Below are 15,707 nucleotides of genomic sequence, written 5' to 3'. Positions count from 1 at the left end.
CAATCTAGGGTGGTGACCGCGCGGCTGCCCGTTCCGCGATCGACTGCTGTTAGGCACCTCGCGATCGCGCCAGCCGCCGGATGCTCGCGATGCCGAGCGCGGGACCGACGGCGAGGAACACGAAGGCCCACCGCCAGCCGACGCGCGCGGCGAGCAGCGGCACGAGCTGGATGGAGACCATCGTCAGCAGGAAGCCGATCGACGTCTGTACGGTGAGCGCGGTGCCGACGGCGTGCGGGGGGACGCTCTCGGTGACGAGCACCGAGAACTGCGCGCTGTCGGCGATGACGAAGAACCCCCACGCGAGCGCGACGACGACGAGCGCGCCGGCCGAGCGCGCGAACGTGAGCCCGATGAGCATCGCGCAGGCGCCGCTCGCCGCCATCGACACGACGACGAGCCACTCGCGCCCACGCCGGTCGGCGGCGAGCCCGCCCCACACGCACCCGAGCCCGCCGACCGCGAGCGCGGCGAACGCGAGCGCGCTCGCACGCCCCGCCGCGAACCCGCTCGCGGCGATGAACACGGGGAGCCACGTCCACGCCGCGTAGAGCTCCCACATGTGCCCGAGGTAGCCGCCCATCGCGAGCCGCCAGGGACGATCGCGCACGATGGTGCCGACGAGTCCCCACGAGAACGGCCGCGGCGGAAACGGGTACGGCCCGTCGCGGTAGCCGACGCCGACGAGCAGTGCGCCGACGAGCGCGGCGGCGGACGTCGCGGCGACGACGGGGCGGATCCCGGCGCCGGGGAACGCGTGCACGAGGTACGGCGTCGCCTTGCCGATCGTGAGCGCGCCGACGATGGTGCCGACGGCGAGACCGCGGCGGGCGCGGAACCAGGTGGCGATCATCTTCATCGCCGGCGGGTAGACGCCGGCGAGCGCGACGCCGGTGAGGAAGCGGCAGAGGAGCGCCGCGGCATACGCGTCGGCGGCGAGCAGCCCGGCGTTCGCCGCCGCGCCGACGACCGCGGAGAGCGCGAACAGTCGCCGCGACGGGACGACGTCAGCGAGGTTGAGCAGCGCGGACGTCGCGGTGCCGGCCACGAAGCCCACCTGCACGACGGTGGTGAGCCAGCCGGTCTCGGACGGGGAGAGGTGCCAGCGCGCCTGGTACTGCGCGCTCACGGCGCTCGCCGCGAACCAGAGCGACATGCCGAGGAGCTCGGCCGTCGCGAGCAGTACGAGGGTGCGCCAGCGATCCGGGTGGGTGTCGCGGTGGATGTCGCTCGTCACGGCGTGAACGATAGCACGGTGCCTGGCGGCGGCATGACGCACGCGGATATCGTCCCCGCGTCCCCGACCCGGAGCCGAGCATGTCCCGCGCCCCCCACCCGCTGCTGGCCGCGACGCTGATCGCGACGCTGATCGCACTCGTCGCGGCGCCGCGCCTAACGGCCGCGCAGCCGGCGCCCCGCGACACGGCGCTCGCCGCGCGGCGCGACTCGATCGAGCGGGCGCTCGAGGCGGTCGCGGTGGTCGACCGCAAGATCATGGTGCCGATGCGCGACGGCGTGCGCATGGCGGCGGACGTCTACCGGCCGAAGAACGTCGCCAAGGCGCCGGTCATCTTCTCGCGCACGCCGTACAACTTCAACTTCTGGGACGTGCGCAACGGCACGTGGCGCGACATGAGCACCGCGCTCGACGCGGTGCGGCGCGGCTATGCGTACGTGGAGATGAACGAGCGCGGCCACTTCTTCTCCGAGGGGAGCTACGACATCCTCGGCGCGCCGCGCACCGACGGCTACGACGCCATCGCGTGGCTCGCGTCGCAGCCGTGGTCGAACGGCAAGGTGGGGCTCATCGGCTGCTCGTCGACGGCGGAGTGGCAGATGGCGGTGGCCGCGCTGTCGCCGCCGGGGCTCGCGGCGATCGTGCCGCAGGGGTTCGGCGCGGGCGTCGGACGCGTGGGGCCGTACGTGGAGCAGGGCAACTGGTACCGCGGCGGCGCGGTGCAGATGCTGTTCATCGCGTGGCTCTACGGGGAGCAGAACCAGGTGCGTCCGATGATGCCGCCGAGCGCGACGCAGGCGGAGCGGATCCTCGCGTCGAAGCTGTTCGACCTCGCGCCGCAGATGCCACCGGTGGACTGGTCGCAAGCGCTGCGACACCTGCCGGAGATGGACATCATCTCCGCCGTCGGCGGGCCGCGTGGGATCTTCGCCGACTCCATGCCGGGCCTCGCGACCGGCGGCGCGATGATCCGCCGCACGCCGAACGACTCGGCGTGGTACCGCGGGGGACTGTTCCACGACGACATGCGCATCGACACGCCGGGGCTCTGGTTCATGTCGTGGTACGACGTGTCGGTGGGGCCGAACCTCGCGACGTACAACCACGTGCGGAAGACGGCGTCGCCCGCGGTGGCGAACGAGCAGTACGCGGTGATCGCGCCGACGCTGCACTGCGGATACAAGCGCGCGACGGAGCACACGGTCGTCGGCGAGCGCGACGTCGGCGACGCGCGGCTCGACTACGACGCGCTCACGTTCGGGTGGTTCGACCACTTCCTGAAGGGGGAGGACAACCGCCTGCTCGACACGCTGCCGAAGGTGCGCTACTACACGATGGGGCTGAACCGCTGGCAGACGGCGCCGACGTGGCCGCCGCCTAACGCGAAGCCGCTCACGCTGTACCTGGCGAGCGGCGGCAAGGCGAACACGCTCGACGGCGACGGCCGGCTCACGCCGGCGGCACCGTCGGCGGATCGGCCCGACGGGTTCACGTACGACCCGATGAACCCGGTGCCGTCGCACGGGGGCAACGTGTGCTGCACGGGGAACGCGGTGCAGGGAGGCGCGCTCGACCAGCGCGAGATGGAGCGGCGCGACGACATCCTCGTGTACACGTCGGACCCGCTGAAGGAGGGGACGGAGGTGAGCGGGCCGGTGGAGGTGACGCTGTTCGTGTCGAGCGACGCGAAGGACACCGACTTCACGGTGAAGCTGCTCGACGTGTACCCCGACGGCCGCGCCTACAACCTCGACGAGACGATCCAGCGCGCGCGCTACCGCGAGGGGTACGACAAGCAGGTGTGGATGACGCCGGGCCAGGTGTACAAGGTGACGCTCGGCCCGCTGAACACGAGCAACTACTTCGACGCCGGGCACCGCATCCGCGTCGAGGTGTCGAGCAGCAACTTCCCGCGCTTCGACCGCAACCTGAACACGGGCGGCCGCAACTACGACGAGGCGACCGGCGTCGTGGCGCACAACGGCGTGCACCACTCGCGGAAGTATCCGTCGAGCGTGACGCTCACCGTCATCCCGGGGACGCGGCGCATGTGAGGCCGTTCGCCTCCGCGTGAGATCGCCGAGCACAGGTCATCGGCATGCGCCTCGAGATTCCCAGCCCGTCGCTCGTCCTGCTCGTCGGCCCGTCGGGCTGCGGCAAGAGCACGTTCGCGCGCGCGCACTTCCGCGACACCGAGGTGGTCTCGTCGGACCGGTGCCGCGCGCTCGTGTCGGACGACGAGGCCGATCAATCCGCGACGCGCGCGGCGTTCGAAGTGCTGCACCTCATCGTCGCGAAGCGGCTGGAGCGGTGCCGCTTCACGGTGGTGGACGCGACCAACGCGCATCCCGACGCGCGGCGGCCGCTGCTCGAGCTCGCGCGCCGCTACCACCTCCCGACGGTCGCGGTCGTGCTCGATCTGCCGGTGCCGACGTGCGTCGCGCGCAACGAGCAGCGCGTCGAGCGACAGGTGGCCGAGGACGTCGTGCGGCGGCAGTGGGAGCAGCTGCACAAGGCGCTCGCGCAGCTCCCGCACGAGGGGTTCGGCACCGTCTTCCACCTGCGCTCGTTCGACGACGTGGCGGCGGCGACGGTGTCGCGCGTGCCGCTGCCGGTGGACCGCCGCACGGAGCTCGGCCCGTTCGACGTCGTGGGGGACGTGCACGGCTGCGGCGACGAGCTGGAGGCGCTGCTCGCCGCGCTGGGGTACGCACGCGATCCGTTAGGCGTGTACCGCCACCCGTGGCGGCGGCTGGTGTTCGTCGGCGACCTGGTGGACCGCGGCCCACGCGTGACGGACGTGCTGCGCATCGCGATGGACATGGTGGACGCCGGCGCGGCGTTCTGCGTGCCGGGCAACCACGACGGCAAGCTGCTGAAGAAGCTGCGCGGCCGCCCCGTGCAGGTGTCGCACGGCCTCGCCGAGTCGCTGGAGCAGCTGGAGCGCGAGCCGCGCGAGTTCTGCGAGCGCGTCGTCGCGTTCCTCGACGCGCTGCCGAGCCATCTCGTGCTCGACGGCGGCCGACTGCTCGTCGCGCACGCGGGCATGAAGGCGTCGCTGCAGGGGCGCGACTCGGCGCGCGTGCGCGACTCGGCGCGCGTGCGCGACTTCGCGCTCTACGGCGAGACGACGGGGGAGACGGACCAGTACGGGCTGCCGGTGCGGCTGGACTGGGCGGCGTCGTACCACGGCGAGCGGTTCGTGGTGTACGGGCACACACCGGTGGCGGAGCCGCGGTGGATGCACCGCACGGTGAACATCGACACGGGGTGCGTGTTCGGCGGGCGGCTCACGGCGCTACGGTGGCCGGAGCTGGAGACGGTCTCCGTGCCGGCGCACCGCGAGTACGCCCGCTCGTCGCGGCCGTTCCTGCCGTTTCACTTCGCGGAAGGGACATCGGCCTAACTGGCGCACGCGGAGCCGCGGAGGACGCGGAAAACACCTGCGGATTTCTCGAACTCTCGCGATTCGCTGAATCGAGCCCCGCGTCGTGGAGTCGTCTCCGGCGCGATTCAGTGTCGCCGAGCACGACTCCACGGTCTTGGTCTTCAATTCGAGGAATTTCGAGAATTCGAGGAATCGCTCGGCTTTGCAGGGGTCTCCGCGTCCTCCGCGGCTCCGCGTGCGCCCAGTTACGAGCCGGCGGCGCAGCGTCTCACTTGGTCACCTTCTGCGGCGCGACCGTGGGCGTGCAGCGCGGGCCGTCGGGCGTCCAGCGCAGCGGGTCGACGCAGAGCTGGCGCACGGTCATCTCCTTGTTCCACGCGTGGTAGAGCACCCAGTCGCGGCCGTCGGGGCCCGTGACGATCGCGTGGTGGCCGGGACCGCGCGCACCGCCGGGCGAGCCGCGCAGCACGCGCGCCGACTGGCCCTGGCCGGTGTACGGGCCCAGCACGTGGTCGGCGACCGCGTAGTCCACGCCGTAGTTCGGCGTCTGCCAGTTGGAGCCGCTGTAGAAGAGATAGTACTTGCCGCCGTGCCGCCTGACGTAGGGCGCCTCGATCGTGTGCCAGTCGAACGTCGCGTCGTAGACGTTCATGCGGCGGTGCGCCTCGTACAGCGTCCACGGGTAGCGCGCGCGAAGGATGGTACGGCACTCGCCGGCGAGCTTCGTCATGCCGACGAGGCGATCGGCGGCCAGGCCGGTGCCGGGGTGGAAGCCGCCCTCGGTGTTCGGGTAGTTGCGCGCGTAGAACAGGTACCACGTCCCGTCGGTGTCGCGGTACGGGTGCGGGTCGATGGTGAAGCGGTTGCCGGTGCAGTCGACGAGCGGCGTGCCGGTGTCGACGTACGGCCCCTCCGGCCGGTCGGCGACCGCGACGCGCACGGCGAACTTCTCCTCCTCGATGCCGCCCTGCGCGTAGTACAGGTAGAACTTCCCGCCGTCGAACGCGGGCTCGGGGGCCCAGTACTCGTACCGCGCGTCGGTCGACGGCGGCGTGAGCGCGCCGCCGAGCTCCTCCCAGTCGAACAGATTGCGCGAGCGGAGCAGCGTGAAGATGCGGCCGTCGCTCTTGCGGTCCTTGCCCGTGGTGCCGAACGCGTAGTACACGCCCTGGTGGAGCAGCACGCCGGGGTCGGGCATGGAGCCGGCGTAGACGGGGTTCGTGTACGAGCGCGGCTGGGCGGCGAGCAGCGGAGCGCCCAACGCCGTTAGGCCGGCGGCGCCGGCGGCGCCGGCGAGCTGCGCGAGGAACTCGCGGCGGGAAGTCAGAGGCATGAGGGTTCGCTCTGGGGCTTGTTCACTGCGCAGGTTAACTGCGCGGGCGGTACGGCGCTGACGATACGGCGCGATGGGGCGCGAACGACGCTCGAACCGCTGAAGGGCGCCGCACTGCGCAGTCGAGCGGGGTGAGACGCGTCTTGCGCTGCACCGCGCAGCATCGCCAGCGGCGTATCGCCCGCGCCGTCACGAATCACAGGTGGAGCTCCGGTAGATCGCGGTAGAGGGCGAGCGCCTCGGGATTCGCGAGCGCGTCGGTGTTGCTCACCGTCCGCCCGTGGATGACGTCGCGCACCGCGAGCTCGGTGATCTTGCCGCTGATGGTGCGCGGGATGTCGGCCACCTGCACGATGACCTTCGGCACGTGGTGCGGGCTCGTGCCGTCGCGGATCCGGCGGCGGATGCGGTCGCGCAGCGCGTCGTCGAGCGCGAGGCCCGGGCGAAGGCGCACGAACAGCACGACGCGCGTGTCGGTGGCGCCGCCGTCGGGCACGTCCTGGCCGACGACGAGCGCCTCCACGATCTCCGGAAGCTGCTCCACCTGCCGATAGATCTCCGCGGTGCCCACCCGCACGCCGCCCGGGTTCAGCGTCGCGTCGCTGCGCCCCGTGATCACGAAGCCGTCGTGCACCGTGCGCGCGATCCAGTCGCCGTGCCGCCACACGTTCGGCCACGTGGCGAAGTACGCGTGGCGATACTTCGCGCCGCCGGGATCGTTCCAGAACGCGACGGGCATGCTGGGGAAGGGCATCGTGCACACCAGCTCCCCCTGCGCGCCGACCGGCGCCGGTCGGCCGCGCTCGTCGTACACGTCGACGCGCATGGCGAGCGCGGGCCCCTGGATCTCGCCGCGCCACACGGGCCGCGTCGGCACGCCGCCCACGAAGCACGAGATGATGTCGGTGCCGCCGCTGATGCTCGCGAGGTGCACGTCGCGCTTCACGTCGCGGTACACCCAGTCGAAGCTCGCCGGCGCGAGCGGGCTCCCCGTGGACAGGATCGCGCGCAGCGCGGAGAGGTCGTGCGTGCGATGCGGCGCGAGGCCGTCCTTCTCGCACAGCGCGAGGTACTTCGCGCTCGTGCCGAACACGGTGAGCCGCTCCTCCTGCGCCATCGTCCACAGGGCGTCGGGCGTCGGCGCCATCGGCGCGCCGTCCCACAGCACGATCGCCGCCCCCGTCGCGAGCACGCTCGCGAGCCAGTTCCACATCATCCACCCGCAGGTGGTGTAGTAGAACACGCGGTCGGCGGGGCCGATGTCGCAGTGCAGCGTGTGCTCCTTGAGGTGCTGCAGCAGCGTGCCGCCCGCGGAGTGCACCATGCACTTCGGCAGCCCGGTGGTGCCGGAGGAGTACATGATGTAGAGCGGATGGTCGAACGGCAGCCGCGCGAACGCGAGCTCGGCCCCCGCGTGCGGCGCGACCCAGTCGTCCCACCGGACGGAGCTCGGCACGCCGATGTCGGCGCGCGTCCCGACGACGACGACGCGGCGCAGGCTCGGGATCGCGGCGGCGATCTCGCGCACGCGGCCTAACGAGTCGACCGGCTTGCCCGCGTACTGGTATCCTTCCGCGCACACGAGCACGACCGGCTCGATCTGACTGAACCGATCGAGCACGCCCTTCACGCCGAAGTCGGGAGAGCACGACGACCACACGGCGCCGAGGCTCGCCGCGGCGAGCATCGCGATCACCGTCTCCGGCACGTTAGGCATGAAGCCGGCGACGCGGTCGCCCGCGCCGATGCCCTCCGCCACGAGCGCGGCACGCGCCGCTGCGACGCGGGCGCGCAGCTCGTCCCAGGTCAGCTCGCGCCGGTCGCCGCGCTCGGTGCGCGCGACGATCGCGGGCCCATCACGCGCTTCGCCCGGCCGCAGCAGGTTCTCGGCGAAGTTCAGGCGCGCGCCGGTGAACCAGCGCGGGCCGAGCACCGGATCGGGCGGCGCCATGCGGTCGACGCCGACCACGACCTCGTCCCAGCGGTCGTCGGCGATCACGCGGCCGGCATCCCAGATCGCCGCCCAGAAGCGCGCGGGCTCGTCGACCGACCACCGCCACAGCGCATCGTAGTCCACGCCGCCCGCCGTGCGCCCCACACCGATGCGCTCGGCGAACGCGGCGAGGTTGGAGCGGGCGACGCGCGCGGGCGAGGGACTCCAGACGGGGCCGTCGGTCATGCGCGCATCGTACGGCGTGCTTCACGCCGGCGGCAGGGGTGTCCGGTCCCGTCCTTGCTCGATCGTACGGTACTCCGCCGCCCGGAGGTCCGGGCCGGCGTCGACACTTCCCCGACACTTACGAGACCTGACCATGAGCGTCTTCGGCGAACTCGTCTCCAAGATCTTCAGCCACAGCAAGGCCGCGGCCCCCGCCTCCGCACCTGCGGCTGCCGCGGCACCGGCGGCGCCCGCACCGGCGGCCGCGCCCGCCATGGCCGCCGCGAACTCCGAGCGCGCCGAGGACATCCTCGAGCAGCTCGCCGCGCAGAGCTCGCAGAAGCTCGACTGGCGGAACTCGATCGTGGACCTGATGAAGCTGGTCCACATGGACAGCTCGCTCGCGAAGCGGCAGGAGCTCGCGAAGGAGCTCGGCTACACGGGCGACATGAACGACAGCGCGAAGATGAACGTGTGGCTGCACCAGAAGGTGATGGAGAACCTGGCGCAGGATAACGGGCAGGTCGCGGCGAACCTGCTCAACAAGTGACAAGTCACGCGTCCCGCAGCAGCTGCTCCACGTAAGCCGCGGCGCGCTCGCCGCGATGGGCGGCGAGCCATCGCGTGAGCAGCGCGCGGCTGTCGTCGGCGAGCACGCCGCCGACGATGCGGGGCATCTGGCTGTCGGGGTCCTCGGGGTTGCGCACGCGCAGCATGCCGCCGTCGGCCGGCGCGGCGAGCGCGTGGACGACGGTGTCCACCGCGCTCACGATCGCCGCGCCGAGGCACATGATGCACGGTTCCACCGTGGCGACGAGCACGAGGTCCCGCGCGCTCGCCTCGTCGCGCGGCACGCGCTCGGCGAGCTGCCGGAACGCTTCCATCTCGGCGTGCGCGGTGCGGTCGCCGGTCGCGTTCTCGGCGTTGAAGGCGCGCGCCACCACCGCGCCGCTGCCGTCGGCGATGACGCAGCCGACGGGGACCTCGCCCGCCGTTAGGCCCTCCGCGGCGGCCGCGAGCGCGTCGCGCATGAGCCGCTCGAGCAGCGCGTGCGTGAAGTGCGCCGCGCCCGGCGACGCGACGTGCAGCGCGTCGTCGAGCTCCGCGAGCAGGTGCGCGGGGTCGCGCCACACGCGGCGCGCGCCGGCACCGCGCAGCGTCCGCTCGTCGTTGTAGCCGCCGCACAGCACGCCGAGCGTCACGACGCCGGCGCGCTTCGCCGCTTCCGCGTCGTGCGGCGTGTCGCCGACCATCGCGCACTGCGCGGGCGACAGCGCGAGCTTGTCGAGCGTGGCGAGGACGACGTCGGGCTGCGGCTTGCTCCGCTCGACGTCGTCCTTCTTCACGACGACGTCGACGTGCTCGCGCAGGTCGATGCCCGCGCTCCGGAACGTCGCGTCGAGCTGGCGGTCGCCGCTCGACGTGGCGAGCGCGGTGCGCACGCCGCGGGCGCGGATCGCGGCCAGCAGCTCCACCACGTCGGCGAACACGCGCAGCCGCCGCTCGGTCGTGACGATCTTCACGTACTCGTCGGCGACCATCTGCCGCATCGCGTCGCCGTCGCGCGCGTCGGCCTCGGGGCCGAGCACGTCGGGGACGAGGTTGTCTCCGCCCTTGCCCATCTCGGGGCCGATGCGGTCGGCGCCGAGCCGGTAGCCGAAGCGCGCGAGCGTGCGCACCCACGACTCCACGTGCGCGCCGTTCGTGTCGACGAGCGTGCCGTCGAGGTCGAAGATCAGTGCGTCGAGTGCCATGCGGCCGCCCCTGCGCAAGGGACGGTCCGCTTGCCGCGTGGGCGGGCGGCCGGTACGCTCCCCGTCCCTTCCCCGGACCCAGCGATGCGACGTTAGGCAAGCTGGAGGCGCACGTCACGACGCTTCACGACGCTCGAGGGCGTGATGCGGCGCGCACCGGCGGGGAGCCTGATCTTCGAGGCGTCGAACGAGCTGCACGGCGTGCGCAACGTCGGCGCGGACACGGCGGTGTACTACGTCATTCGGCCGATGCCGAAGACCGGCACGCCCTAGCGCACCGCGGCGTCCGCCGCGGCCGCGAGGTCGTCCCACGTCGCGAACTCGCCCGTCAGCGCCTTCGTCGGCAGACTGACGACAGCCGTCGGCTCGCGATGCCAGAGCACGGGCTGCAGCTGGCGACCGACGGTGTGCTCGAACGACTGCTGCAGGCGGTCGAGTCGATCCGCCGCGAACTCGCGCAGCGACGCGGTCACGACGTACGGCGTCGCTTCGCCGGGATGGTGCTCGCTGTTGCGCACCATCTCCTGCAGCCCCGACTCGAGCTGGTCGAGCGTGAGCGGCAGCACGCCGACGCGCGCAGGGAGCGGCCACGCGGGGAGCGGCGTGCGCTCGTCGACCACGAGCACGCGGAACTCCGTCGGCGAGCCCGCCTGGAGCCACGACCACTGCCTGATCCGCTGTCGCGCCTGTTCGGCGAGCGCCGTCGGGCGCTGCTCGCCGGGACGCTGCGCCAGCAGTCGCAGCAGCGTGTCCTGATGCGCGGCCAGGACGCCGAGCGCGCACATCGCGATCGGCGCCATCCAGTACGGGGCGAACGTCGGCTTCCACGGCGGCGCGTCGTCGATCGCTCCGTGCAGCACGCGCGTCCACTGGTCCACGGTCATCGTCGATGGATCGCGCGCGATCATGCCGCTCGGCCCGAGCCCCAGCACGTACGCGAACATCTCGAGCGCGCGCGACTCCGTCTCCGACGTGTCGCCCGGGAGCCACGCGCGCGCGATGCGCCCGCGCGCCGAATCCCACGCGCGCTCCACGAGCTCCTGCGACCGCGCCATCAGCCGCCGCTCGGAAGCCTGGAACGCGGCATCGATCTCCTGCTGCAGCCGGTCGAGCCACGGCCTCGCCGAGCGCGTGGCGACGAGCGCGGGCGGCGCGGCATGCGCCGTCGGCGGCAGCGCGAGCGGGGCCAGCCCCTCGAGCACGCGCCGCGCCTCGGCGACGACGCGCGTGGCGTCCTCCGTCTTCAGGTCGCGCAGGTTGTACACGTCGCTCAGCGCGTGCAGGCCGTACAGCAGCCGCTCGTGGCGCGCGCGGACGCGCGCGGAGTCGCCGCCGCGCACGCCGCCGGCATACGCCGCGCACACGAGCGCGTCGCGCAGCAGCGGCCCGGTGCGCACGAGCATCGCGGCGAACGAGCGCACGATCGTCGCGTCGGAGGTGTGGCTGTCGGGCTTCCATCCACGCTCGGCCGCCCGCGCGAGCCGAGCGATCGCGTTCACCGTCTCGCCCCACGACGACGACGTCTCCAGGATGCGCAGCGTCGTCGACAGCAGCTCGAAGTCGATGGGCCGGCGCCGGTCGACGCGGAGCGCGGTGCCTAACGATCCGGGCGCCGGTGCCGCCTGCGGCGGTGTGGGGGGGACGGTCACGACGCGCCGAGCCCGCGGAGGAACGTCTCGAACTCGCGCGCGAACGCCGCGTACGGCCGCCAGCGCGACTCGGGGTCGATCTCCTCGGGATCGCCATTGCCCGCGGGGTCGTAGACCCATCGGAACTGCCACGCGTCACCGTCGGTGCGCGCGAGCGGCAGCGGCACCGTGACGACGCCCTCGGAATCGGGCATCGCGGCGTCGAGCTGCAGCGCGTCGAAGATCGCGCCCTCGTACGGTGGCGGGTCGAGTGTCCGCCCTTCCCAGTCGTTCTGATGCTCCTCGAGCCGCGCGCGGAATGCCTCGGGGTTCGACAGCATCTCGGCGAGGCTGCGCACGGCCTGGAACAGAAGCGCGAGATCCTTCTCCGACAGCTCGAGCGTCCACCGCGAGCCGCCTCGTTCGGCGCCGGTGCGGCTCCGCAGATATGCCTCGAAGCGCGAGAGCGCGTCGTCGGAGAGGTCCACCGTCTGCTCGCGCTCCCTCCACGTGCGCGACAGGTAGTACACGGCGTCGTGCGCGAGCCGACGGAACGCGGGATCGCGCTCGAAGCGCTGCCGCAGCTCGCGTCCGTCGAGCACGATCTCGGCCGCGACTTGGATCCGCACGTCGTTCCATCCCGCGGGACCGTCGCGCACGACGGTGAGCGACGGCGCGACGTAGCCCTCGGCGTCGCGGTGGAGCAGCAGCTCGCGGTGCAGATCGATGGTGTGCGCGCGCGACCGGTGCAGCAGGATGTAGGGCAGCACCGCCGCGTCGTCCTTGATCTTGTTCGCCTCCGACGTGGTGGAAGCGACGACCTCCGGCGCCACGAACAGCGCGCTGTCGAGGAACCGGTGCAGCGCGAGCATGTCGTACGACACGAACAGCCGGTGCGTGTAGAACGTGTACTCCTCGGCGAACACGCGCGACGCATCGAGCCGCAGCAGCTCCTCGTAGTAGCTGCGGTCCGTGAGGAAGCAGAAGAACGCGCTCTCCGCCACGAGCTTCTTGAGGTGACGCACCGCGCGGCGCAGCCGCTTCGCGAGGTCGCCCGATTCGGCGTCGACCTTGTCCAACTCGTCGACGACGAACACCGGCGCGAGCCCCGCGGCGCGCGTGCGCTCGATGAGCAGCGGGATCACGCGGTCGAGCGTCGCACGCGACAGGTCGGGGAGAAACGTCTGCTCCCACGACATTCGCCGCGTGCGCTCGGTGTCGACGGAGAGGCGGAGCGTGCCCGCGGTGGCGGCCGCGGTGGCGATGCCGCCCAACGTCGCGAGCAGGCCATCGGTGGACGTGAGCAGCGCGCCGCCCGCGAGGCCGCCCGCGACGAGCGACACGAGCGGCAGCGTGACGGCGCGCGCGGCGTCGGCGCTCCACCCCGCGCGCGCGCGGCGCCGTCCGCTCTCGGCGAGCCGCTCGCGCCGCGTGAACGTGCCGGAGATGCGCTGGTAGGCGTGGCTCGCGCTCACGAGCGCGACGAGCTCGCGCAGCCCGCGGTCGCCGAGCGCGTCGCGCGCCGGGACGCCGTCGGCGAACCATGTCGCGTAGTACCACTCGCTGGACGTATCGCCCGAGCCCACGCCGTGCGGGAGGAATCCGCCGCGCCGCCAGTACTCGTTGAGACGCAGCGGCGTCGGCGACTCGAACAGCTCGAGCTCGAGCTGCGCCGCGAGCTCGAACGCGTCGCGCAGCTCCGCGCGCCGGCGCTCGGCGAACCGCGTCACGCGTCGCCGCGAGCGCGCGTCACGCGGCGAGGTCGCGTTCTTCTCCCACTTCGCCAGCGCCTCGACGCGCTCCACGACGCGGCGTCGGTACTCGCCCGCGAGATGCGTCGCGAGCGCGCGGTGCAGGCCGAGCACGATCTGCTCCAGCACGCCGCGCAGATCGTCGGTCGCCGCGTCGTCGCCCTCCGCGCGCGGCAGCAGGCTGGGACCGTGCAGCGGCACGAGCAGCGGCCGCACGCCGCTCGCCGCGCGCGTCGCGCGCTCCACGGCCGCCGCGACGAGCGTGGTCTTCCCGGCGCCGCGGTGCCCGGCGATGAGGAACGAGCGCCCGCTGATCTCGGCCTTGCAGTAGCGCGACAGCTCGCCGACGAGGCGCATCAGCTCGCGCGATTCGGCATGCGCCGCGGTGGTCTCCGGCGCCGCCTGCGTGCCGGCGAGCGGCTCGGGGAGCTGCCGGATGAGGATGCTCGTGAGGCGGCGGTCGGCGACGGCCGAGGAAGGCCCGGTCATTCGCCTTTCGCCGGCGGCGCGGCGGCCGGCGCCGCGGCGGCGTTCGGCGCCGGCCGCAGCGCCGCGGTGGCGAAGGCGGTGAGCATCGCGCCTAACGCGAGCAGCCCGACGAGGAACAGCACCGCCGGCGACACGCGCCAGCCGCTCGCGCCGCCGCCGAAGCCGCCCCAGTGTCCCTCGACGAGCGGACGGTCGCTGCGCGCCGCGTCGACGAACAGCGCGAAGCAGGCCGCGGCGCCGACGACGAGGACCCCCGCGACGGCGAACACGAAGCCCAGCCCCGACCCGTCGAGCGTGGCGATGGGCGGCAGGGCGACGGCCGCGTGCACGCTGTCGGACGTGATGCGTGCGGCCGGCAGGACGTTAGGCGGCGACGAGACGGCGCCGGCGGGCGCGCGGCCACCGAGCAGCGTGGGCGGCGCGCCGGTCAGCAGAAAGGTCCCGAGAGTGGCGGCGCCCACCACGGTCACGAACGTCACGGTGCCGCGTGCCAGCCGCCTCCACCGCCGCACCTGACTCGACACGTCGGCAGGCCGATCGTCCAGCAGCTCACCGCCGAACGCCAGCAGGAACGCGCCGACGAGAAGCACGACGCCGAACGCGCGCTCGAACCCGGTCGGCGTACCGACCTCACGCGTGGGAGTCGTGCTCGTCCGCCGCGGGGCGCTGTCGAGCCGCGTCGCGGTGTCGCGCACCACCGTCGCGGTGGACGATGCGGGCTGCTGCGTCGCCGGCTGCGAGGACATCCCGTGCGGGAGCGCCAGGCAGAGCACCGCGAGCAGCGGGGAGAGACGACGCCTCGTGCGCATGCGCGGGCCTCGGAGACCGGTTGGCGCCATGATACACGCCGCACCGGGCAGGGCAAGTCACGCCTCGCGCTTCACGTCCAGCACGCCGTAGCGCGCGATCGCCACGTCCACCTTTGCGAGCACGTCGTCCGGCGTGATGAGCGCCATGCGGTCGTCGGGCGGCGGGTCGAAGCTCGACGGGTCGGGCGCCGTGCCGGGCGGTGTGTAGCGGTCGATCCAGAGATCCTCGTACGCGCGGTACGGGCCCACGCGCCACGGGTTCGTGTGCCCGAACAGCCCGACCACCGGCACGCCTAACGCGCGCGCGATGTGCAGCGGCCCCGTGTCGGGCGCGAGCACGAGCGCGCACCGCTCGAGGATCCACGCCACGCGCCGCACGCCGTCGCCCATCGCCCACGTGATCGGCCCGCGCGCCGCCGCCTCGATCGCGCGTGCCACGCCGGTCTCGCGCGCGCCCGGTCCGCCCACGAGCGCGACCTCGAAGCCGCGCTCCACGAGCCCGTCGGCCACCATCGCCCATCGCTCGGCGCGCCAGTCCTTCGCCGCGTTCGCCGACGCGGGGACGATCGCGGCGAGCGGCCGGCCGCTGCGCTCGGCGACGAACGCCGCCTGCGCCGCGCATTCCGCGGGCGAGAACGCGATGCGCCAGTCGCGCGGCATCGACGGCGGGTGGTGCGGGACCTCGAGGTGCGCGAGGAACTCCAGGAACATGTCCTGGGTGTGTGCGCGCGGCCGGGGCGCGAGATGATCGTTCGTCGCGAGCCAGATCCCGTCGCGCGCGCGTCCGCGCTCGAAGCCGAGTCGATGCGGCGCGCCGGAGAACAGCACCGGCCACACGCTCTTGAAGTACACGTTGAGGTTGACCGCGAGATCGAACCCGCCGACCGCGCGCCGCGCCGCGCGCAGCTCGCGACGCAGCGCGAGCACGCCGCGCGCACCTTCGCGACGCCGGTAGCGCACGATCGTGTCGACCGACGGATGGTGCTCGAGGATGCTCGACGGCATCGGCTCGGACACCCACGTCACGTGCCATCCGGCATCCTTCAGCGCGTTGGCGATCGGCAGGCCGTGCACGACGTCGCCGAGCCCTGTGAGGAGTACGATGCAGACGCGCCGAGGCATGGGGAGAATCTAGCGCGGAGCGCAGAGCGCTCTACGCT

General features: G+C 72.8%; 12 protein-coding genes. 4 read left to right on the top strand and 8 right to left on the bottom strand.

The features are described from left to right. Nucleotides 1-49: 49 nt before the first annotated feature. Nucleotides 50-1,237, bottom strand: coding sequence for an MFS transporter (locus J421_RS02435; protein WP_025409571.1), 1,188 nt, complete (start codon nt 1,235-1,237; stop codon nt 50-52). Between the two features lie 80 nt (nt 1,238-1,317). Between J421_RS02435 and J421_RS02430 the strand changes: the two genes are divergently transcribed. Continuing rightward, a complete protein-coding gene (locus tag J421_RS02430; protein ID WP_025409570.1) occupies nt 1,318-3,291 on the top strand; it encodes a CocE/NonD family hydrolase in 1,974 nt (657 codons plus the stop codon). 44 nt (nt 3,292-3,335) lie between these two features. Continuing rightward, complete coding sequence (locus tag J421_RS02425; RefSeq protein ID WP_025409569.1) at nt 3,336-4,643, top strand: AAA family ATPase; 1,308 nt, start codon at nt 3,336-3,338, stop codon at nt 4,641-4,643. Between the two features lie 250 nt (nt 4,644-4,893). Here the strand turns inward: J421_RS02425 and J421_RS02420 are convergent, their stop codons facing one another. After that, on the bottom strand, nt 4,894-5,958 hold the full coding sequence (locus J421_RS02420) for a glycoside hydrolase family 43 protein (protein ID WP_025409568.1): 1,065 nt from the start codon (nt 5,956-5,958) through the stop codon (nt 4,894-4,896). 196 nt (nt 5,959-6,154) lie between these two features. Beyond that, nucleotides 6,155-8,137 (bottom strand): acetoacetate--CoA ligase, encoded by a 1,983-nt coding sequence (locus J421_RS02415; RefSeq protein ID WP_025409567.1) that lies wholly within the window; start codon nt 8,135-8,137, stop codon nt 6,155-6,157. A 133-nt stretch (nt 8,138-8,270) separates the two neighbouring features. On the opposite strand from J421_RS02415, the gene J421_RS02410 reads away from it, so the two are divergent. Further along, the gene (locus J421_RS02410; protein WP_025409566.1) at nt 8,271-8,666 is read left to right on the top strand and encodes a DUF3597 domain-containing protein; all 396 of its coding nucleotides are present in this window, start codon (nt 8,271-8,273) and stop codon (nt 8,664-8,666) included. A gap of 4 nt (nt 8,667-8,670) precedes the next feature. On the opposite strand, the gene J421_RS02405 is transcribed toward J421_RS02410, so the two are convergent. Then, on the bottom strand, nt 8,671-9,870 hold the full coding sequence (locus tag J421_RS02405) for an HAD-IA family hydrolase (protein WP_025409565.1): 1,200 nt from the start codon (nt 9,868-9,870) through the stop codon (nt 8,671-8,673). Nucleotides 9,871-10,014: 144 nt separating this feature from the next. Between J421_RS02405 and J421_RS34270 the strand changes: the two genes are divergently transcribed. After that, entirely contained in the window at nt 10,015-10,143 is a 129-nt protein-coding gene (locus J421_RS34270; protein ID WP_260525838.1) for a hypothetical protein, read from the top strand. On the opposite strand, the gene J421_RS02400 is transcribed toward J421_RS34270, so the two are convergent. The 4 genes from J421_RS02400 to J421_RS02385 are packed head-to-tail and all read right to left on the bottom strand — an operon-like array spanning nt 10,140 to nt 15,669. Then, nucleotides 10,140-11,519 (bottom strand): hypothetical protein, encoded by a 1,380-nt coding sequence (locus J421_RS02400; RefSeq protein WP_025409564.1) that lies wholly within the window; start codon nt 11,517-11,519, stop codon nt 10,140-10,142. The genes J421_RS34270 and J421_RS02400 overlap by 4 nt on opposite strands. Next, the gene (locus J421_RS02395) at nt 11,516-13,738 is read right to left on the bottom strand and encodes a hypothetical protein (protein ID WP_025409563.1); all 2,223 of its coding nucleotides are present in this window, start codon (nt 13,736-13,738) and stop codon (nt 11,516-11,518) included. Before J421_RS02395 ends, J421_RS02400 begins: the two co-directional genes overlap by 4 nt. After that, a complete protein-coding gene (locus tag J421_RS02390; protein ID WP_025409562.1) occupies nt 13,735-14,547 on the bottom strand; it encodes a hypothetical protein in 813 nt (270 codons plus the stop codon). Before J421_RS02390 ends, J421_RS02395 begins: the two co-directional genes overlap by 4 nt. Nucleotides 14,548-14,604: 57 nt before the next feature. After that, a complete protein-coding gene (locus tag J421_RS02385) occupies nt 14,605-15,669 on the bottom strand; it encodes a glycosyltransferase family 9 protein (protein ID WP_025409561.1) in 1,065 nt (354 codons plus the stop codon). Between the last annotated feature and the right edge of the window lie 38 nt (nt 15,670-15,707).

The organism is Gemmatirosa kalamazoonensis (assembly GCF_000522985.1).
Taxonomy (GTDB): Bacteria; Gemmatimonadota; Gemmatimonadetes; order Gemmatimonadales; family Gemmatimonadaceae; genus Gemmatirosa; species Gemmatirosa kalamazoonensis.
The sequence above is the reverse complement of the archived record's forward strand: the minus strand, read 5'-3'. Positions and strand labels throughout refer to the sequence as shown.

What these genes read in the sequence shown, in the direction of transcription:
- J421_RS02430 (WP_025409570.1), top strand. Translation starts at nt 1,318, where the DNA reads ATGTCCCGCGCCCCCCACCCGCTGCTGGCCGCGACGCTGATCGCGACG.
- J421_RS02425 (WP_025409569.1), top strand. Translation starts at nt 3,336, where the DNA reads ATGCGCCTCGAGATTCCCAGCCCGTCGCTCGTCCTGCTCGTCGGCCCG.
- J421_RS02420 (WP_025409568.1), bottom strand. Translation starts at nt 5,958, where the DNA reads ATGCCTCTGACTTCCCGCCGCGAGTTCCTCGCGCAGCTCGCCGGCGCC.
- J421_RS02415 (WP_025409567.1), bottom strand. Translation starts at nt 8,137, where the DNA reads ATGACCGACGGCCCCGTCTGGAGTCCCTCGCCCGCGCGCGTCGCCCGC.
- J421_RS02410 (WP_025409566.1), top strand. Translation starts at nt 8,271, where the DNA reads ATGAGCGTCTTCGGCGAACTCGTCTCCAAGATCTTCAGCCACAGCAAG.
- J421_RS02405 (WP_025409565.1), bottom strand. Translation starts at nt 9,870, where the DNA reads ATGGCACTCGACGCACTGATCTTCGACCTCGACGGCACGCTCGTCGAC.
- J421_RS34270 (WP_260525838.1), top strand. Translation starts at nt 10,015, where the DNA reads ATGCGGCGCGCACCGGCGGGGAGCCTGATCTTCGAGGCGTCGAACGAG.
- J421_RS02395 (WP_025409563.1), bottom strand. Translation starts at nt 13,738, where the DNA reads ATGACCGGGCCTTCCTCGGCCGTCGCCGACCGCCGCCTCACGAGCATC.
- J421_RS02390 (WP_025409562.1), bottom strand. Translation starts at nt 14,547, where the DNA reads ATGCGCACGAGGCGTCGTCTCTCCCCGCTGCTCGCGGTGCTCTGCCTG.
- J421_RS02385 (WP_025409561.1), bottom strand. Translation starts at nt 15,669, where the DNA reads ATGCCTCGGCGCGTCTGCATCGTACTCCTCACAGGGCTCGGCGACGTC.